At 71.3% G+C, this 15466-nt stretch carries 13 protein-coding genes and 1 pseudogene; 3 read left to right on the top strand and 11 right to left on the bottom strand.

The features are described from left to right. Both VQ02_RS38415 and VQ02_RS27420 read left to right on the top strand, forming a co-directional pair. Positions 1-190 (top strand): annotated as a pseudogene (locus tag VQ02_RS38415) (flagellar protein FlgN); the annotation flags it as partial. Next, positions 187-633: a hypothetical protein gene (locus tag VQ02_RS27420; protein WP_048447416.1), complete on the top strand. Its 447-nt coding sequence runs from the start codon at positions 187-189 to the stop codon at positions 631-633. The pseudogene VQ02_RS38415 and the gene VQ02_RS27420, both read left to right, overlap by 4 nt. A 222-nt stretch (positions 634-855) precedes the next feature. Here VQ02_RS27420 and VQ02_RS27415 read toward each other — a convergent pair whose 3' ends face one another. After that, positions 856-2316, bottom strand: coding sequence for a DegQ family serine endoprotease (locus tag VQ02_RS27415; protein WP_048447415.1), 1461 nt, complete (start codon positions 2314-2316; stop codon positions 856-858). A gap of 33 nt (positions 2317-2349) precedes the next feature. Then, the gene (locus VQ02_RS27410; RefSeq protein ID WP_048447414.1) at positions 2350-3606 is read right to left on the bottom strand and encodes a glycosyltransferase family 4 protein; all 1257 of its coding nucleotides are present in this window, start codon (positions 3604-3606) and stop codon (positions 2350-2352) included. Positions 3607-3752: 146 nt separating this feature from the next. Between VQ02_RS27410 and VQ02_RS38410 the strand changes: the two genes are divergently transcribed. Next, entirely contained in the window at positions 3753-3929 is a 177-nt protein-coding gene (locus VQ02_RS38410) for a hypothetical protein (RefSeq protein WP_167350801.1), read from the top strand. Between the two features lie 101 nt (positions 3930-4030). On the opposite strand, the gene VQ02_RS27405 is transcribed toward VQ02_RS38410, so the two are convergent. The 9 genes from VQ02_RS27405 to VQ02_RS27365 all read right to left on the bottom strand — a co-directional run. Further along, positions 4031-5707, bottom strand: coding sequence for an acyl-CoA dehydrogenase family protein (locus VQ02_RS27405; RefSeq protein ID WP_048447413.1), 1677 nt, complete (start codon positions 5705-5707; stop codon positions 4031-4033). A gap of 109 nt (positions 5708-5816) precedes the next feature. Beyond that, on the bottom strand, positions 5817-6587 hold the full coding sequence (locus tag VQ02_RS27400; RefSeq protein WP_048447412.1) for a glucose 1-dehydrogenase: 771 nt from the start codon (positions 6585-6587) through the stop codon (positions 5817-5819). 196 nt (positions 6588-6783) lie between these two features. Beyond that, entirely contained in the window at positions 6784-7764 is a 981-nt protein-coding gene (locus VQ02_RS27395; RefSeq protein ID WP_083469487.1) for an omptin family outer membrane protease, read from the bottom strand. A gap of 557 nt (positions 7765-8321) precedes the next feature. Then, positions 8322-9161, bottom strand: coding sequence for an outer membrane protein (locus VQ02_RS27390; protein WP_048447410.1), 840 nt, complete (start codon positions 9159-9161; stop codon positions 8322-8324). Between the two features lie 200 nt (positions 9162-9361). Continuing rightward, the gene (locus VQ02_RS27385) at positions 9362-10228 is read right to left on the bottom strand and encodes an outer membrane protein (RefSeq protein WP_048447409.1); all 867 of its coding nucleotides are present in this window, start codon (positions 10226-10228) and stop codon (positions 9362-9364) included. 260 nt (positions 10229-10488) lie between these two features. Beyond that, positions 10489-11832 (bottom strand): phosphoglucosamine mutase, encoded by a 1344-nt coding sequence (glmM, locus tag VQ02_RS27380; protein WP_048447418.1) that lies wholly within the window; start codon positions 11830-11832, stop codon positions 10489-10491. 214 nt (positions 11833-12046) lie between these two features. Then, the gene (gene ftsH, locus VQ02_RS27375) at positions 12047-13969 is read right to left on the bottom strand and encodes an ATP-dependent zinc metalloprotease FtsH (RefSeq protein ID WP_048447408.1); all 1923 of its coding nucleotides are present in this window, start codon (positions 13967-13969) and stop codon (positions 12047-12049) included. A 148-nt stretch (positions 13970-14117) separates the two neighbouring features. Beyond that, positions 14118-15167, bottom strand: coding sequence for a tRNA lysidine(34) synthetase TilS (gene tilS / locus VQ02_RS27370; protein ID WP_048447407.1), 1050 nt, complete (start codon positions 15165-15167; stop codon positions 14118-14120). Between the two features lie 10 nt (positions 15168-15177). Beyond that, positions 15178-15466, bottom strand: a 289-nt coding sequence (locus VQ02_RS27365; protein ID WP_048447406.1) for a tetratricopeptide repeat protein, incomplete at its 5' end; no start/stop codon positions are given.

Below are 15466 nucleotides of genomic sequence, written 5' to 3'. Positions count from 1 at the left end.
CGCCCCCGCCGATCTCGACGCCACGGTGGCGATCCACCTGGCGCGCCTGCGCGACAAGCTCGCCCGCAACCAGGAGGTCGTGGCCCTGCACCTGCGGGCGCTGGAGGAGATCGACGACACCCTGGCCCGGGCGGCGCTCGCCGCCGAGTCCGACGGCACCTACACCGCCCGATCGAGCGCCCGGTCATGAAGATCCTGATCACCGGCCTGTGGATCTGCGCCGTCACCATCGCATCGTGCTACGGAGCGGTGACGTTCGGCGGCGGCCTCTTCTCCAAGAAGACCGAGCCCTACCTGGAAGGCTTGCAGTACCAGAAGCTCGCGCCGATCAACATCCCGATGATCGCCGACGGGAAAGTGCAGGGCTACGTCATCGCCGTGCTGGTCTTCACCGCCGACGCCAAGCTGATGCATACCCTGCCGGTGCCACCGAACGCCTTCGTGGTCGACGAGGCCTTCCGCCAGATCTACGCCGACCCGGCCCTCGATTTCCGCCGCCTGGCGAAGTACGACATCACCAAGCGGCTGGCCGAGGTCCGCGCCAAGGTCAACGAGCGCTTAGGCGGCGACGTCGTCAAGGACGTGCTGGTGGACGAGATCAACTTCGTGGCGAAGCGGGAGGTGCGGTCGTAGAGGCCTGCACGTCCCTCACAAATCCCCTTGCCCTTTCCCGGACGACGGGAGCGGTAGCAGATCCGGGAACCACGAGAGAAGTGCCGCGAAGCGGCTCCGTCTGTTGCAACGTTGCAGACACAAGGCCGCTTCGCGACTTTCCATGCTGGATCCCGGATCTCCTTCCACTTCGTGCCATTCGTCCGGGACAGGGGAGAGTTGGAGGCGGGAAGCGTAAGCCCCCTACCCCCCGAACACCGAGGTCAGCTGCTGCCCGCCGCGGTTGATCGTCACCTCCCACATCGAGGCGGGCGTGCGGGTCATGCGCTCGAGGTCCTTGGTCGTGGCCACCGGCGCGCCGTTCACCGCCACCACGATGTCGCCCTTCTGCAGGCCGACCCGGTTAGCGACGGTGCCGCCCTCGACCTCGGCGATGATCACGCCGTCGCCCTGCGCCTGGGCCGGCATGTCGAGCTGCAGCTCCTCCACCACCGCCGGCGAGAGGTTGACCGCCGTGGCGCCGAGGAAGGGCGAGCGCGTCTTCACCTTCAGGGCGTCCCGCGGACGGGTCTCCGGGGCCGGCCCGAGGCGCACCGGCAGCGTCGTGCGGGTCGCGCCGCGCAGCACGGTGAGCTTCGTCTCGCCCTTGATGCCCTTGAGGGCGAAGCGGTAGCCGAAGGCCTCCGGGTCGTCGACGGTCTGGCCGTCCACCGCCAGGATCACGTCGCCGCGCTTCAGCCCCGCCTCCTCGGCCGGGCTCTTGGGCTGCAGCGAGGCCACCAGCACCCCGGTCGGATGATCGAGGCCGACGCTGTCGGCGATGTCCGGCGTCACGTGCTGGAGGCGCGCGCCGAGCCAGGGCCGCCGCACCGTCCGGGCGCCGCCCTTGGCGGTCTCCACCACCGCCTTGACCATGCTGGCGGGGATGGCGAAGCCGATGCCGTGGCTGCCGCCGGACTGCGAGTAGATCGCGGTGTTGATGCCGACGAGACCGCCGTTGAGGTCGACCAGCGCGCCGCCCGAGTTGCCCGGGTTGATCGCCGCGTCGGTCTGGATGAAGAACTGGTAGTCGGCCGAGCCGACCTGGGTGCGCGCCAGCGCCGAGACGATGCCCTGCGTCACCGTCTGGCCGACGCCGAACGGGTTGCCGATGGCGATCACGAAGTCACCGACCTGCAGGCCCTCCGAATCGCCGATCTCCATCGGCACCAGGCCGCCGCTCGGGCTCTTGATCTTCAGGATGGCGAGGTCGGTGCGGGGGTCGCGCAGCAGGATCTGCGCCTCGAACTCGCGCCGGTCGTTCAGCGCCACCTTCACCTCGTTCATGTTCTCGATGACGTGGTTGTTGGTGACGATCAGCCCGGAGGCGTCGACGATCACGCCCGAGCCGAGGGAGCGCTGCGCCCGTTCCTGGGGCAGGTTGGGGCCGGCATCGCCGAAGAAGCGGCGCAGGAACTCGTCCATGGCGCCGCGGTTGGCGGCGCGCTTCTCGACGTGGGTGCCGTAGACGTTGACCACCGAGGGCGCGGCGCGCTTGACCAGCGGGGCGAAGGAGAGCTGCACCTGCGCCTTGGATTCGGGAACGGCCCGCGTGGTGTCCTGGAGGGCACGGAACGGCGGCACCGACTCGGCCTGCGCGGCCGCCGGTCGGGCGACCCCGAGGAGGAGCGCGGCGAGCAGCAGGGAGGTCGTCGGGCGGCGCATCGAGGTTCGGCTCCTGGTTGTCCTGGCCCTCTCTCACATGACAGCACTGCGCTGAAAAGATGGCGCCTCGGCCGCAGCCGTCATCCCGGCGTAGAGCCCGCACAGCGCCTCGGCATGGGCGTCGAGGGTCGTCGGGGCGGCCCAGTAGCGGTCGTAGGCTGCCTGTCCCAGGCGGCGGACCGTCGCGTCGTCCTTGAGCCGGCCGAAGACCTCGGCCAGGGCACCGGCCTCCGGCGGGGCCAGGAAGCCGGTCTCGCCGTGCCGGATCCGCTCCCCGGCCCCGGCCCGGTCGGAGGCGACGGCCGGGATACCGGCGGCGAGGGCCTCGTAGACCGTGAGCGGGCCGGTCTCGAGCCAGCGCGCGGGGGCCGCCACCGCCCGGGCCCGGCGACGCAGCAGCGTCTCGACCTCCGACGGCGCGCGCCAGCCGATCACCTCGGCCCCCGGCACAGCGCGAAGCTCCGCCTCCAGCGGCCCGTCGCCGACGAACAGCGCCGGCAGGCCGGCGCGGCGCGCCGCCTCCGCCACGAGGTCGGCGCCCTTCTCGCGGGTGAAGCGGCCGACGAAGGCGACCGCGTCCCCGCAGGCCGGCTCGGCCGACTCGGCGCGCTCGACCCGGACCGGGTTGTCGACGCGGTGGTGGCGGAACGGCCCGCCGGCGAGCATCGGCTCCAGCCGCGCCCGGCTGCCGTCGGAGACGTGGACGAGGTCGATCGGATGCCGGGTGAAGCCGCGGCCGATAGCGGCCCGTTGCACGACGGAGCGGGCCACCCGCACGGCCTTGTGGGCCCGCGATTGCGGATCGCAGGGCGCGGCGAGGCAGCCGGGCGAGAGCGGCCGCAGCGCGCAGGGCGCGGCCTTGTCGAAGCGGTAGTAGACGCCGTTCGGGCAGGCGAGGAAGTAATCGTGCAGGGTCACGGCGACCGGCCGGCCGCTGCGCGCCAGCACGGCGAAGACCGCCGGTGAGAGCGAGCGCGTCCATTGGTGCAGGTGCAGCACGTCCGGCGACACCGGCAGGTCCGCGAGGGCGCGGGCCAGCCGCCGCGCCGCCTCGCGGTGCCAGATCCCCTCGATCGCACCGCGCCAGGCCGGACGCTCCCACACGTCGGTGAGGCCGAGGCCGATCCGGCGGACTCCCGGATGGTCGAGCATCGGGTCGGCGGGCCCGTCGACCCCGTGCAGCAGCGTGACGGCGACGCCCCGCTCCGCCAACCCGCGGGCGGATTCGATCGCGACCTTCTCGGCGCCGCCCCGCGGCGTGGCGAAGTTCGTCAGGATGCCGACATGCATGGGCGGGCCCTCTCGCTGGCGGATCCTAGCCGGAGAGGCGCGACCGCCCCGTTAAACGTGCCGGGGACGCAACAGGGCCGCGCCCCACGCGTTAGCCGGGCAGAGCGTCCCCGAGCGGGGACACGTCCGAGCGAGGAGAGAGCCCGATGAGCGACACCAAGACGCCGACCCAGGACCAGCCCGGCTTCCGCCGCGACAGCGCCTCCCCGGAGGACAAGGGGCGCCCCGAGAACCAGCAGGGCAAGCTGAACGAGCGCCTCGACGAGGGCCTGGAAGAAACCTTCCCGTCGAGCGACCCCGTCTCGGTGAAGATCACCAAGTAGCGCCCGGCCCGTCGCACCCGACGATCGACCGCAACGAGGAGGGGCGCCGCGGGTCCACCCGCGGCGCCCCTCCTCGTTCATGCGCGTCCGCGCACGGCGGCTCACTGCACCTCGAGCAGCCGCCGGGCGATCACCTGGGCCTGGATCTCCGCCGCACCCTCGAAGATCGACAGGATGCGGGCGTCGCAGAGCAGGCGGCTCACCGGATACTCGAGGGCGAAGCCGTTGCCGCCGTGGATCTGCAGGGCGTTGTCGGCCGCCGCCCAGGCGACGCGGGCGGCGAGCAGCTTCGCCATGCCGGCCTCGAGGTCGCAGCGCTTGCCTGCGTCCTTCTGGTGGGCGGCGAAGTAGGTGAGCTGGCGGGCGATCGCGATCTCCACCGCCATCATGGCGAGCTTGTCGGCGACCCGAGGGAAGCTGACCAGCGGCTTGCCGAACTGCACCCGCTCCTCGGCGTAGCGCAGGCCGACATCGAGGGCCGACTGGGCGACGCCGACCGCCCGGGCCGCGGTCTGGATGCGGGCCGACTCGAACGTCTGCATCAGCTGGGCGAAACCCTTGCCCTCGACGCCGCCGAGGAGGTTGGCCTCCGGCACCTTGAACCCGTCGAAGGCCAGCTCGTACTCCTTCATGCCGCGGTAGCCGAGCACCTCGATCTCGCCGCCGGACAGGCCCTCGACCGGGAAGGGATTCTCTTCGGTGCCGCGCGGCTTCTCGCCGAGGAGCAGCGACAGGCCCTTGTGGCCCGGCTCCTCCGGCTTGGTGCGCACCAGCACGGTCATCAGGTCGGCGCGGACCGGGTGGGTGATCCAGGTCTTGTTGCCGGTGATCCGCCAGGTGTCGCCGTCCTTGACGGCCTTGGTGCGCAGCGACGCGAGATCCGAGCCGGTGTTCGGCTCGGTGAACACGGCAGTCGGCAGGATCTCGCCGGAGGCGATCCTCGGCAGGAAGCGGCTCTTCTGCTCCTCGGTGCCGCCGCCGAGGATCAGCTCCGCGGCGATTTCCGAGCGGGTGCCGAGCGAGCCGACGCCGATATAGGCCCGCGACAGCTCCTCCGAGACCACGCACATCGAGATCTTCGGCAGGCCCATGCCGCCGTACTCCTCCGGGATCGTCAGCCCGAAGACGCCGAGCTCGGCCATCTGGCCGATGATCTCGAGCGGGATGTAGGCGTTCTCCTGGTGCCAGGCGTGGGCATGGGGGGCAACCTCGGCCTGGCCGAAGCGGCGCATCTCGGCGCGGATCGCCTCCATGTCCTCGTCGAGGCCGGTATCGCCGATCGTGGCGGCACCCTGGCCCTCGCGGATCAGCCGCACCAGGGCGGCGCGGTTCTGGGCGGTGTTGCCCTCGGTAATCAGGGTCTCGACGGCCTCCGAGCGGTGGCGCGCCACCTCCTGGGCCTTGAGGCCGAGGGAGGAGGTCGGGCGCACCATCTCGCCCTGGCTCATCGGGATGCCGCCGAAGATCTGCTCTAGGTACTCGCCGAGGCCGATACGCACCAGCAGCGTCTCGGTCTCGCCGAGGCGGTTCCCGGCGGCGAGATGGCCCGCATAGGCGCCGAGCTGGGTGATCGCCTCGGCGTAGGTCGAGAGCCAGGCGAGGCCGTGGGCGGCGTGCTGCTCGGCCTCGAGGCGCTCGGCGGCGAGGCGCCCGTCCGTGCCGAGCAGTCCGGCCCGCACCCGGCGAGCGGCGTCCGCAGCGAGCGCCTTCGCGGCGAGGCCCGCCTCCTGCGCGAGGGTGACGAGGTCGGTCGGGGCGGGGGCGGCCTGGGCGGACATCGGTCAGGTCTCCGGTCGGTTATGCTGCGGCGCATACAAATAGCCGCGAATCCCCGACCTGTAGAGGGGCCAACCTGCCGCTGAGGCCAGACTTTTCGGGGGCAGGCGTCTACTGCGCCGTCACACCGCCGTCGATGACCATCTCGGCCCCGGTGACGAATCCCGCCTCGTCGGAGGCGAGGTAGGCGGCCAGGCCCGCGATCTCGTCGGCCGCGGCGTTGCGGCCCAGCGGCACCGAGGCCCGCAGGCGCTCGGCGAGGGCCTCCGGGGTGTGGCGGCTGCCGGCGGCGAGGTCGCGCAGCATGTCGGTCTCGGTGAAGCCCGGATGGATCGAGTTGCAGCGCACCCCGTAGCCCTGGCGGGCGCAGTGCAGGGCGACCGACTTGGTGAGCAGGCGCACCGCCCCCTTCGAGGCGTTGTAGGCTGCGAGGTTGTGCCCGCCGACGATGCCGGAGACCGAGGACAGGTTGATGATGGCCCCGCCGCGCCCGGCCGGCGGCTTCATCGCTCGCACGGCGTGGCGGCAGCCGAGGAAGGTGCCGTCGACGTTGATGTCCTGGACCCGGCGCCAGTCCTCCAGGGTGACGGACTCGATCGTCCCGACCACGGCGATCCCCGCATTGTTGACCAGGACGTCGAGGCCGCCGTGACGGGCCACCGTGCGGTCGACGGCCCGGGTCCAGTCCTCGTCCCGGGTCACGTCGAGGGAGCAGGGATGGAAGGCCGGGTTCTCCGGCGCGACGCGCTCGGCCTCGGCCCCATCGATGTCGGCGAGGATCACCGCCGCCGCTCCCTCGCGGGCGAAGCGCCGCGCGATCGCGAGCCCGATTCCCCGCGCTCCGCCCGTGACCAGGGCGACCTTGCCGGCCAGACGCTGCATGGCGTTCCTCCCGAACCTGCCGCTTGTCGGGCAGCTTGTCACCGAGCTTGGCACCATTCGCCGAGGCGGTCACCGGCCCGGCGGCGGGAATGATGCGAAAAGCGATGACAGGGGCGGGGCTGCGTCAGCCGGCTCCGGGGGTCCGACCGGCCGCGCCCGCCGACCATCCGGGATAGCGGAGGCTCGGTGTCCCGCCTCACATCCTCGCCTTGATGCCGACCGACAGCAGCAGGGTGTCGGCGCTGCCGCCGCCGGACGGCGCCGGGAGAGTCGTGACGGTTCCGGTCGCGCCCGAGTAGATCTTCGTGCTGCCGTAGGCCTCCATGTAGCGCTGGTACTCGAGCCGGCCGACGGCGGACAGGAGCGGGCTGAAGCGGTACTCGAAGGACGCGTTGGCGCCGTACATGCCGGTCGTGCCGAAATCCTCCTTGAACACCAGGCTGCGCAGGTTGTGGTGGTCCTTGTCGTAGCCGATGGAGAACGGGCTGCCGATGACCTCGGCCGAGACGCTCCAGTCGTCGAACGCGTAGGAGCCGCCGATTCCGAGATACGGCGTGTGCCACCATTGCTGATAGGCGATCCCGAGCTTGTCATCGGGGAAAGTGCCGTACTGGTCCCGGAAGCCCTGGCCCGAGTAGATGTACGACCCGCCGCGCGCGTTCGACTTCAGCGTGAGCGCCCGGTAGCCGGCGATGGCGTACAGCTTCGTGTCATCCTCGTCGTAGAAGGTCGCCGCCGCGCTCACGTCGATCTGCCAGGCCTTCGGCGTCTGGGTGTTCGGGCTGTGCGAGTAGTGCGACCAGCTGTCCTGGCCGCGGTAGCCGTAGAGCCAGTCGTAGTCGCGCATGTCGGCGCCCGACGCGACGGCGGCCCAGCCGCGGGCCCGGAAGGCCAGCCAGTCCAGCGGCTGGAAGGCGAGCCGCCCGCCGACCACCGCCGCGTGGCTGTTCCAGTTGAGCTGGCTGATCCGCGCGCCAGTGTCGGGATTCTTCACGTATTCCCGCACGCGGCTGTGCAGGTATCCGGTGAATACCTCGCCGGAGAAGGTGTCAGTACGCAGCAGCTCCGCCGCGTTCTCGGTGAAGAGGTCAGCCGCTTCGACGCCCTGAACGAGCATCAGGCTGGCGCAAAGACCATATACTACGGTGCGCATCTCGGCCCCACGGGTCGGCCTCATTCGTCGCGGGCCGATCTCGAGGATGAAAGTAGATTGTTTACGCTAATATTTGGTTGATGCCGTGGTGCGGAGACGCGAAAGACGAACCCGGTGCTGCCGAAGCGCCAGGTTCGTCTTTCGGTGCAGGAGGTATTTTTCCCGGAAGCGTCGGCAGCATGCCGGGTCGGTCCTCGACGGGACTGATGTCCACATCCGCCCGGCGAGCCTGCCTGGGGCCAAGCTCCGGTCCGGATCACGTTCTACCGGGGGTCCGGTGGTCGTACCGCTCGCGAGCGACGGCCGGCGGAGGTGCGCACGGCCTCGGGAAGGCTGCCTCCGAGGTGCGGCCGGTCCCCATCCCGGCTCGGGCGGAGCGGCGGAAGGTGCTCACGCACGGCTGGACGGATCGCCGGATCCGAGCCAACCCACGCGAGGCGGGCGGTGCCGACGCACCGCGCCTTCGAATCGTGAAGTCATGCACGAGAGGCTCCGGAGCCGCCGGATCGGACGGCGCTCGCGGCTCCTGACGTGCCTCGTGTCCGACCGCCCCGCTTCGGGGGCCGGGCGGGGGCTGGGTCCTACTGGTAGGACGATGGTCCGAGCCCCGGCAGCGCCAGACCGTTCCCGAAGGCCCAGCGCAGGCCGACCCGGAACTCGTTGGCCGTGATGTCCTTGATGCGGGTGTTCTGCTGGTAGGCGTCGAAGCCGGTTCGGGCCTTGCCGACGTCGAGGTAGCGGTAGCTGGCGTCGATGCTCAGGCCCGGGACGACCTCGTAGGAGATGCCCGCCATGGCCGCCCAGGCCAGGCCGACGGCCGTGTGGTTGGCCCGGGCGTCGAAGCCCTGCGCGCCGATCTTGTAGACGCCGTCGACGTCGCCGCCGCAGGCGCTGGTGAAGCAGGTCGTGCCGGTCCAGGCGTCGTGGAAGCGCTTGCTCGCCATGCCGACGCCGGCACCGATGTAAGGCGTGAAGCCCCACCACGTGCCGAGGTCGACGTAGACGTTGAACAAGCCGGTCAGGACGTCGAGCTTGCCCGCCTCGGTGTTGTAGCCTTCGACGAAGAGCGTGCGCGAGGAGTAGTCGCGGAAGCGGCTGCGGGTGCGCCCATCGATGGTGACGTCGGCGCGCAGGAAGCTATTGAAGCGGTAGCCGATGCCGCCGCCGTAGCCGTCGGTGTCGCCGAGGCGGAAGCCGACCAGCTTGGCTCCTTCGGTGCCCGGGAGCGTGTCGTCCTTGGGGCGGCGGAAATCGCTCGCCGTGTAATCCCCGCGCAGGTACCAGCCCGAGCCGATCTCCACCGGTTCGGCGGGCGGCGGCGGAGGCGGCAGGTCCGGCAGCAGGTCGGCGGCGAGCGCAGGCGCGCCCAGCAGGCCGAGCCCGAGGGCCGCGACCGGGAAGCAGTGACCGAACCGTGCCATGGGGCGCTCTCTCCTGCCCTCGCGGCTCCTCTGCCGGGGCGTGCATCGCGGTGGTGTGATGGGCTCATCGGCCCGATCGAGAAAGAATATCGCCGCAAGGTTAGCGGACGTTTAACCCTAACGCGGTCGTTCGCCGGCCTTCGGGTTCGCCCCCGGTGCGTGCCGGGGGCAGGTCGCGGGAAGGACGCAGGTGCGTCACCTCAGTACTTGCGCACCAGCGGCGCCATCGGGGGCGGCGGCGGGATGTAGGCCGCGGCCACGACGGGCGCACCGAACATCCAGCGCATGCCGAGCTTGATGTCGTGCGACTCGAGTTCCTTGGCGCGGTACACGGTCTTCTGGTCGCAGGCCGGCAGGCAGCTCACCACGCCGGTCTCGGCGTCGCCCATGTTCAGGTAGCGGTAGGCGAGTTCGAGCTTCAGGTTGGGCGTGACCGCGTAGCTGAGGCCGGCATGGGCGGCCCAGGCGAAGTTCGTCTTGTCCTTGGCCTTCCCGTAGCCGAACCCGCCCGAATAGGTGCCCAGGCCCTGGTCCGTCACGGCCCCGAACATGTGGTGCGCGAAGCCGACGCCGGCGCCGACGAAGGGGGTGACGCCGTACCAGTTGCCGAGTTCGACGTAGCCGTTCGCCAGTCCGACGACGGACGAGAACTTGCCCGTCGTGAGATTGTAGCCGCCGCGGGTGTCGTAGGATCGGTCCTCGGCCACGAAGCGCCATTCCGCCTTCGTGCGATACTCGCCGGTGACGTCGAAGCGCAGCCACGGATTGAACTGGTAGCCGACGCCGACGCCGACGAAGGCCTGGTCGCCGACCTGATCCTGGATCGCGCCGTACTTGTAAGGAATCGGCGGGGTCGAGATGTCGTCGGCGACCGTCTTGCGCAGATCGAGGATGCCGACGCCGACGTCGCCGCGCAGGTACCAGCCACCGCCGACATCCACCGGCGGGGGCGGCAGCGGCGGGGGCGGAGGCGGCAGGAGGTCGGCGGCGTGAACGAGGCCCGGCGCGGCCACGCTCGCAGCGAGCGTGAAGATGCGCGCCAGCGCGAGTGGCTTGCTGCGGCCCATGACGGTTCCTTGTTGTGAAAGGCCGCTCAGGACGTCGGGCGGCCGATCCGGAAGACGTCACGACTGTCGCCGGGTTCGGTAAACCTGCGCTTAACGTTAAGCCTTAGGGCTGAGAAAGCGTTGCATTTGATGGAGCCCGTGCGCACGAAGACGCGGACGGGCCCGGACAAGTCACGCGGGCAGGTCTCGGGGCGACTCGCGCCCAGGCTGTGTCGCGGGAGAGGCGCAGGTCTCTCCCGCGGGACCGAGTGCCGTTGCCGTCAGGCCGCGACCTTGCGCAGGGCCTCGACCACGTCGTCGACCACCCGCACCACGAGGTCGCGGTCGTCGCCCTCGGCCATCACCCGGATCACCGGCTCGGTGCCGGAGGGGCGGATGACCAGGCGGCCGCCCTCACCGAGGCGCTGGCGGGCGCCCTCGATGGCGGTGACGACGGCGTCCTGGCGCAGGGGCTCGCCCCCGGCGCCGTAGCGCACGTTCTTGAGCACCTGCGGCAGCGGGTCGAAGCAGTGGCAGACCTCGCTCACCGGGCGCTGCTGGCGCTGCACCACGGAGAGGAGCTGGAGCGCCGCCACCAGGCCGTCGCCGGTGGTGGCATAGTCCGACATGATGATGTGGCCGGACTGTTCGCCGCCGAGGTTGTAGCCGTGCTCGCGCATGTGCTCGAGCACGTAGCGGTCGCCCACGGCGGTGCGCACCATGCCGAGGCCGAGCCCGCCGAGATAGCGCTCGAGGCCGAGATTCGACATGATGGTGGCGACGATGCCGTTCTTCGACAGGCGGGCATCCTCCTGCCAGGAGCGGGCTACCACCGCCATCAGCTGGTCGCCGTCGACCCGCTGTCCCTTCTCGTCGACCACCAGCACGCGGTCGGCGTCGCCGTCCAGCGCGATGCCGATATCGGCGCGCAGCTCGCGCACCTTGCTCACCAGGGCTTCGGGCGCCGTCGAGCCGACGTCGCGGTTGATGTTGAAGCCGTCGGGCTCGGTGCCGATGGCGATCACCTCCGCGCCCAGCTCCCACAGGGTCTCGGGCGCCACCCGGTAGGCGGCGCCGTTGGCGCAGTCGACGACGACCCGCAGGCCGTCGAGGGTCAGGTTGCGCGGCAGTGTGCGCTTGGCGAACTCGATGTAGCGGGCATGCACGCTCTCGATGCGCTTGGCCCGGCCGAGATCGCCCGAGCCGGCGAGCTTCGTCTGGAGGTCGGAGTCGATCAGGCGCTCAATCTCGCGCTCGACGTCGTCGGAGAGCTTGAACCCGTCGGGACCGAAGATCTTGATGCCGTTGTCCTCGTAGGGGTTGTGCGAGGCCGAGATCATCACCCCGATATCGGCCCGCATCGAGCGGGTCAGCATCGCGACGGCCGGAGTCGGCATCGGGCCGAGGAGCATCACGTCCATCCCGACCGAGGTGAAGCCCGCGACCAGGGCGGTCTCGATCATGTAGCCCGAGAGGCGGGTGTCCTTGCCGATCACGACGCGGTGGCGATGGTCGCCGCGCTGGAACACGAGCCCGGCGGCCTGTCCCACCTTGAGCGCGAGTTCCGGCGTGATGACGCCGTTGGCCCGGCCCCGGATGCCGTCGGTCCCGAAATACTTACGCACGGCTGTCATCTCCCTGTCCCATTCCGGGCCACCACGCCTCCCGGCCCGCCGTGCCGCGCAAGGCCGGTGCCGAGGCACCCGCTTGAGCTGCGACTTTGCGGCGATCACACGTCGTCTGGGTTATTTTGCGGCATCGGCACAACGACAAGAGGCGGCGGGATCACTCCCGCCGCCTCCGGTGAAAAAACCGAGCGCTGTGGATTTCCGGGTTCGCTCAGGCCTGCGGCTGGGGCTCGTAGCCGCCGTCGTTCTCCCGCGGCCGGCCGCGACCGGCGGAGGGGACCGGCGAGCCGCGGGCCGGGCTCGGCGGGAAGTCGCCGGCGTCGCGCACCGGGGGCTTGCCGTCGAGGAGGTCGCGGATCTCGTCGCCCGAGAGGGTCTCGTACTCGAGCAGGCCGCGCGCCAGGGTCTCCAGGTCCTCCTTGCGCTCCTCCAGGATGCGACGGGCGTCCTGCAGGCCGCCCTCGACCAGACGGCGCACTTCGGCGTCGATCTTCTGGGCCGTGGCCTCCGACACGTTCTGCTGCCGGTTGACCTGCATGCCGAGGAAGACCTCGTCGTTGTTCTCGCCGTAGGCGACGGTGCCGAGTTCAGGGCTGAAGCCCCAGCGGGTCACCATCATGCGCGCCAGCCGCGTCGCCTGCTCGATGTCCGACTGGGCACCGGAGGTCACCTTGTCGTGGCCGAAGATCATCTCCTCGGCGACGCGGCCGCCCATCATGATGGCGAGGCGCGAGGTCATCTGCTCGAAGGACATCGACAGCTTGTCGCGCTCGGGCAGCTGCATGACCATGCCGAGGGCCCGGCCGCGGGGGATGATCGTCGCCTTGTGGACCGGATCGGTCGCCGGGACGTTCAGGGCCACGATGGCGTGGCCGCCCTCGTGGTAGGCGGTCAGGCGCTTCTCGTCGTCGGTCATCACCAGGGTGCGCCGCTCGGCGCCCATCATCACCTTGTCCTTCGAGTCCTCGAACTCGTGCATGGTGACGATGCGCTTGCCGCGCCGGGCCGCCAGCAGGGCCGCCTCGTTGACGAGGTTCATCAGGTCCGCGCCCGAGAAGCCGGGGGTGCCGCGGGCGATGACCTTCAGGTCGACGTCGGGCGAGAGCGGCACCTTGCGGACGTGGACGCGCAGGATGCGCTCGCGGCCGATCACGTCCGGGTTCGGCACGATGATCTGGCGGTCGAAGCGGCCCGGGCGCAGCAGCGCCGGGTCGAGCACGTCGGGGCGGTTGGTCGCCGCGATGATGATGATGCCCTCGTTGGCCTCGAAGCCGTCCATCTCGACGAGGAGCTGGTTGAGGGTCTGCTCGCGCTCGTCGTTGCCGCCGCCGAGGCCCGCGCCGCGATGGCGGCCAACCGCGTCGATCTCGTCGATGAAGATGATGCAGGGGGCGTTCTTCTTCGCCTGGTCGAACATGTCGCGGACGCGGCTGGCGCCGACGCCGACGAACATCTCAACGAAGTCCGAGCCCGAGATGGTGAAGAACGGCACGTTGGCCTCGCCCGCGACCGCCCGGGCGATCAGGGTCTTGCCGGTGCCGGGGGGGCCGACCAGCAGCACGCCGCGCGGGATGCGGCCGCCGAGGCGCTGGAACTTCTGCGGGTCGCGCAGGAACTCGACGATCTCCTGGAGGTCCTCCTTGGCCTCGTCGACGCCCGCCACGTCCTCGAAGGTGACGCGGCCGTGGGCTTCGGTCAGGAGCTTCGCCTTGGACTTGCCGAAGCCCATGGCCCGGCCGGCGCCGGACTGCATCTGGCGCGACAGGAAGATCCAGGCCCCGATGAACACCAGGATCGGCAGCCAGTTGACGAGCAGCGCGATGAACCACGGCGTGTTGTCGGAGGGCGGCCGGGCCGTGATGGTCACGCCCTTGCCCTGGAGCTTCGACACCAGCGAGGGGTCGTTCGGCGCGTAGGTCGTGAACGTGCCGCCGCTCGTGTAGGTGCCGCTCACCTCCTGGCCGGAGATGACCACGTTCTGGATGCGGCCGGCCTCGGCGTCGTTCAGGAGCTGGCTGTAGGCGATCTCCCCGCCGCCCGAGCGGTGACCCGGGTTCTGGAACAGGGTCACCAGGGCCAGCACCAGCAGGAAGATGACGACCCACAGGGCGAAATTGCGGAAGTTGGGGTTCATCGAAGAGTCAATCCCTGAGGAGCGCGGCACCGTGCGGGCGTGCTGGGGTCGGTGCCGGCACTCGGACCGCAATGTAGGCACCCGCCCCATGCTTGCCAAGTAATGGCCCGCGCCTGCGGCGCCGCGCGCCGGCCCGCTCCCCAGGGCATCATCCTGGCGGCTGCCGGGGCCGGCGCGGCGGTTCGGGTCCCAGCGTCAGGCGGCCGCCGCCGGCGGCGAGAAGGACGCCCGCCACGGTGCGCCGGCGGGTCGTGCCGTCGCGCAGCGCCGGCAGGACCTCGCCGAGGAAGACCCGCTCCAGCCTCTCGAGGCGCCGCGGATACGCTCCGCCCGGCACCGCCGCGGGCGCGGCCGCCGCGACCGCGAGGCCGGCGACCCGCACGGCCACCGCCTCGGGCAGGCCCGCGAGGCCGGGCCCGTCAAGGACGAGACGACCCTCCCCCCGCGAATCGGGCCGCCGGAGATCATCCAGGGCCGCCGCCGCGGCGGCAGCGAGGGCCGCTTCGTCCCGGCGCAGGCGTCCGGCCAGCCGGGCGAGGCGGCCGGCGGTCAGCCCCTCCTCCGCCAGGAGCGGCAGCAGCCGGCGCAGCCGGGCGCGGCCGAAGCGAGCGTCGGTGTTGGAGGGATCGTGCACGACAGGCCAGCCCTGCGCCGCGCAGGTGGCGACGAGCCGGGCCTTCGGCACCGCGAGGAACGGCCTGCCCAAGGTGAGCCCGTCGAGGTCGCGGACGGGCGCCATGCCGGCGAGGCCGGTGGGACCGGAGCCGGCGCACAGGCGCATCAGCACGGTCTCGGCCTGATCGTCGAGGGTGTGGGCGGTCAGCACCAGATCGGCCCCGACCTCCCGGGCGAAGCTCGCGAGGAGCCGGTAGCGCGCCGCCCGGGCCGCCTCCTGGAGCCGCGCCGCGGGCTTCGGGCCGGTCCAGGCCAGGGTGCGGTGGCGCAGGCCGAGATCGGCCGCGAGGCCGGCCACCGCCGCGGCCTCGGCGGCGGAGGCGGGCCGCAGGCCGTGATCGACGGTGGCGACCGTGAGGGGAATGCCGGGTCGGCCACGGGCGGCGCAGCCCATCAGCGCCGTCGAGTCGGGCCCGCCGGAGACCGCCAGGACCGCGCCCCGGTAGGCCGTGCCCGGCCCGATCCAGGGCGCGAGCAGGGCGGCGCCCTCCTCCGGGCCGATAGGCCCGTCCGGCCGGCTCACGCCGGGCGGCTCACGCGGCGCAGCGCGCGCGCCGCTGCTCCCGGTCGACGCCCTGCTTCACGGTCGCCGAGGCCTGCGGGAACTTGCGCTCAAGCTCGGCCAGGGTGGCGCAGGCCTGCTCGCGTGCGCCCAGCGCGTTGAGCGAGGCGCCGAGCTTCAGCATTGCATCCGGCGCCTTGCGCGAGCGGGCGAAGTCGGTCGAGACCTTCAGGAACTGCTCGGCCGCCTCGCGGGTGCGGTTGCGCTGCAGGTAGCTCTCGCCGAGCCAGTAGGTGGCGTCCGGCACCAGGGCGTCGCGG

The sequence above is a fragment of the Methylobacterium variabile genome, from assembly GCF_001043975.1.
GTDB classification, from domain to species: Bacteria; Pseudomonadota; Alphaproteobacteria; order Rhizobiales; family Beijerinckiaceae; genus Methylobacterium; species Methylobacterium variabile.
This window is presented reverse-complemented; position numbering and strand designations above follow the sequence as displayed.

Bases quoted from the DNA above. Each gene is read 5' to 3' on its own strand.
- VQ02_RS27420 (WP_048447416.1), top strand. From the start codon at position 187: ATGAAGATCCTGATCACCGGCCTGTGGATCTGCGCCGTCACCATCGCA.
- VQ02_RS27405 (WP_048447413.1), bottom strand. From the start codon at position 5,707: ATGTCCGCCCAGGCCGCCCCCGCCCCGACCGACCTCGTCACCCTCGCG.
- VQ02_RS27410 (WP_048447414.1), bottom strand. From the start codon at position 3,606: ATGCATGTCGGCATCCTGACGAACTTCGCCACGCCGCGGGGCGGCGCC.
- VQ02_RS27415 (WP_048447415.1), bottom strand. From the start codon at position 2,316: ATGCGCCGCCCGACGACCTCCCTGCTGCTCGCCGCGCTCCTCCTCGGG.
- VQ02_RS27390 (WP_048447410.1), bottom strand. From the start codon at position 9,161: ATGGCACGGTTCGGTCACTGCTTCCCGGTCGCGGCCCTCGGGCTCGGC.
- VQ02_RS27400 (WP_048447412.1), bottom strand. From the start codon at position 6,587: ATGCAGCGTCTGGCCGGCAAGGTCGCCCTGGTCACGGGCGGAGCGCGG.
- VQ02_RS38410 (WP_167350801.1), top strand. From the start codon at position 3,753: ATGAGCGACACCAAGACGCCGACCCAGGACCAGCCCGGCTTCCGCCGC.
- VQ02_RS27395 (WP_083469487.1), bottom strand. From the start codon at position 7,764: ATGAGGCCGACCCGTGGGGCCGAGATGCGCACCGTAGTATATGGTCTT.
- ftsH (WP_048447408.1), bottom strand. From the start codon at position 13,969: ATGAACCCCAACTTCCGCAATTTCGCCCTGTGGGTCGTCATCTTCCTG.
- VQ02_RS27385 (WP_048447409.1), bottom strand. From the start codon at position 10,228: ATGGGCCGCAGCAAGCCACTCGCGCTGGCGCGCATCTTCACGCTCGCT.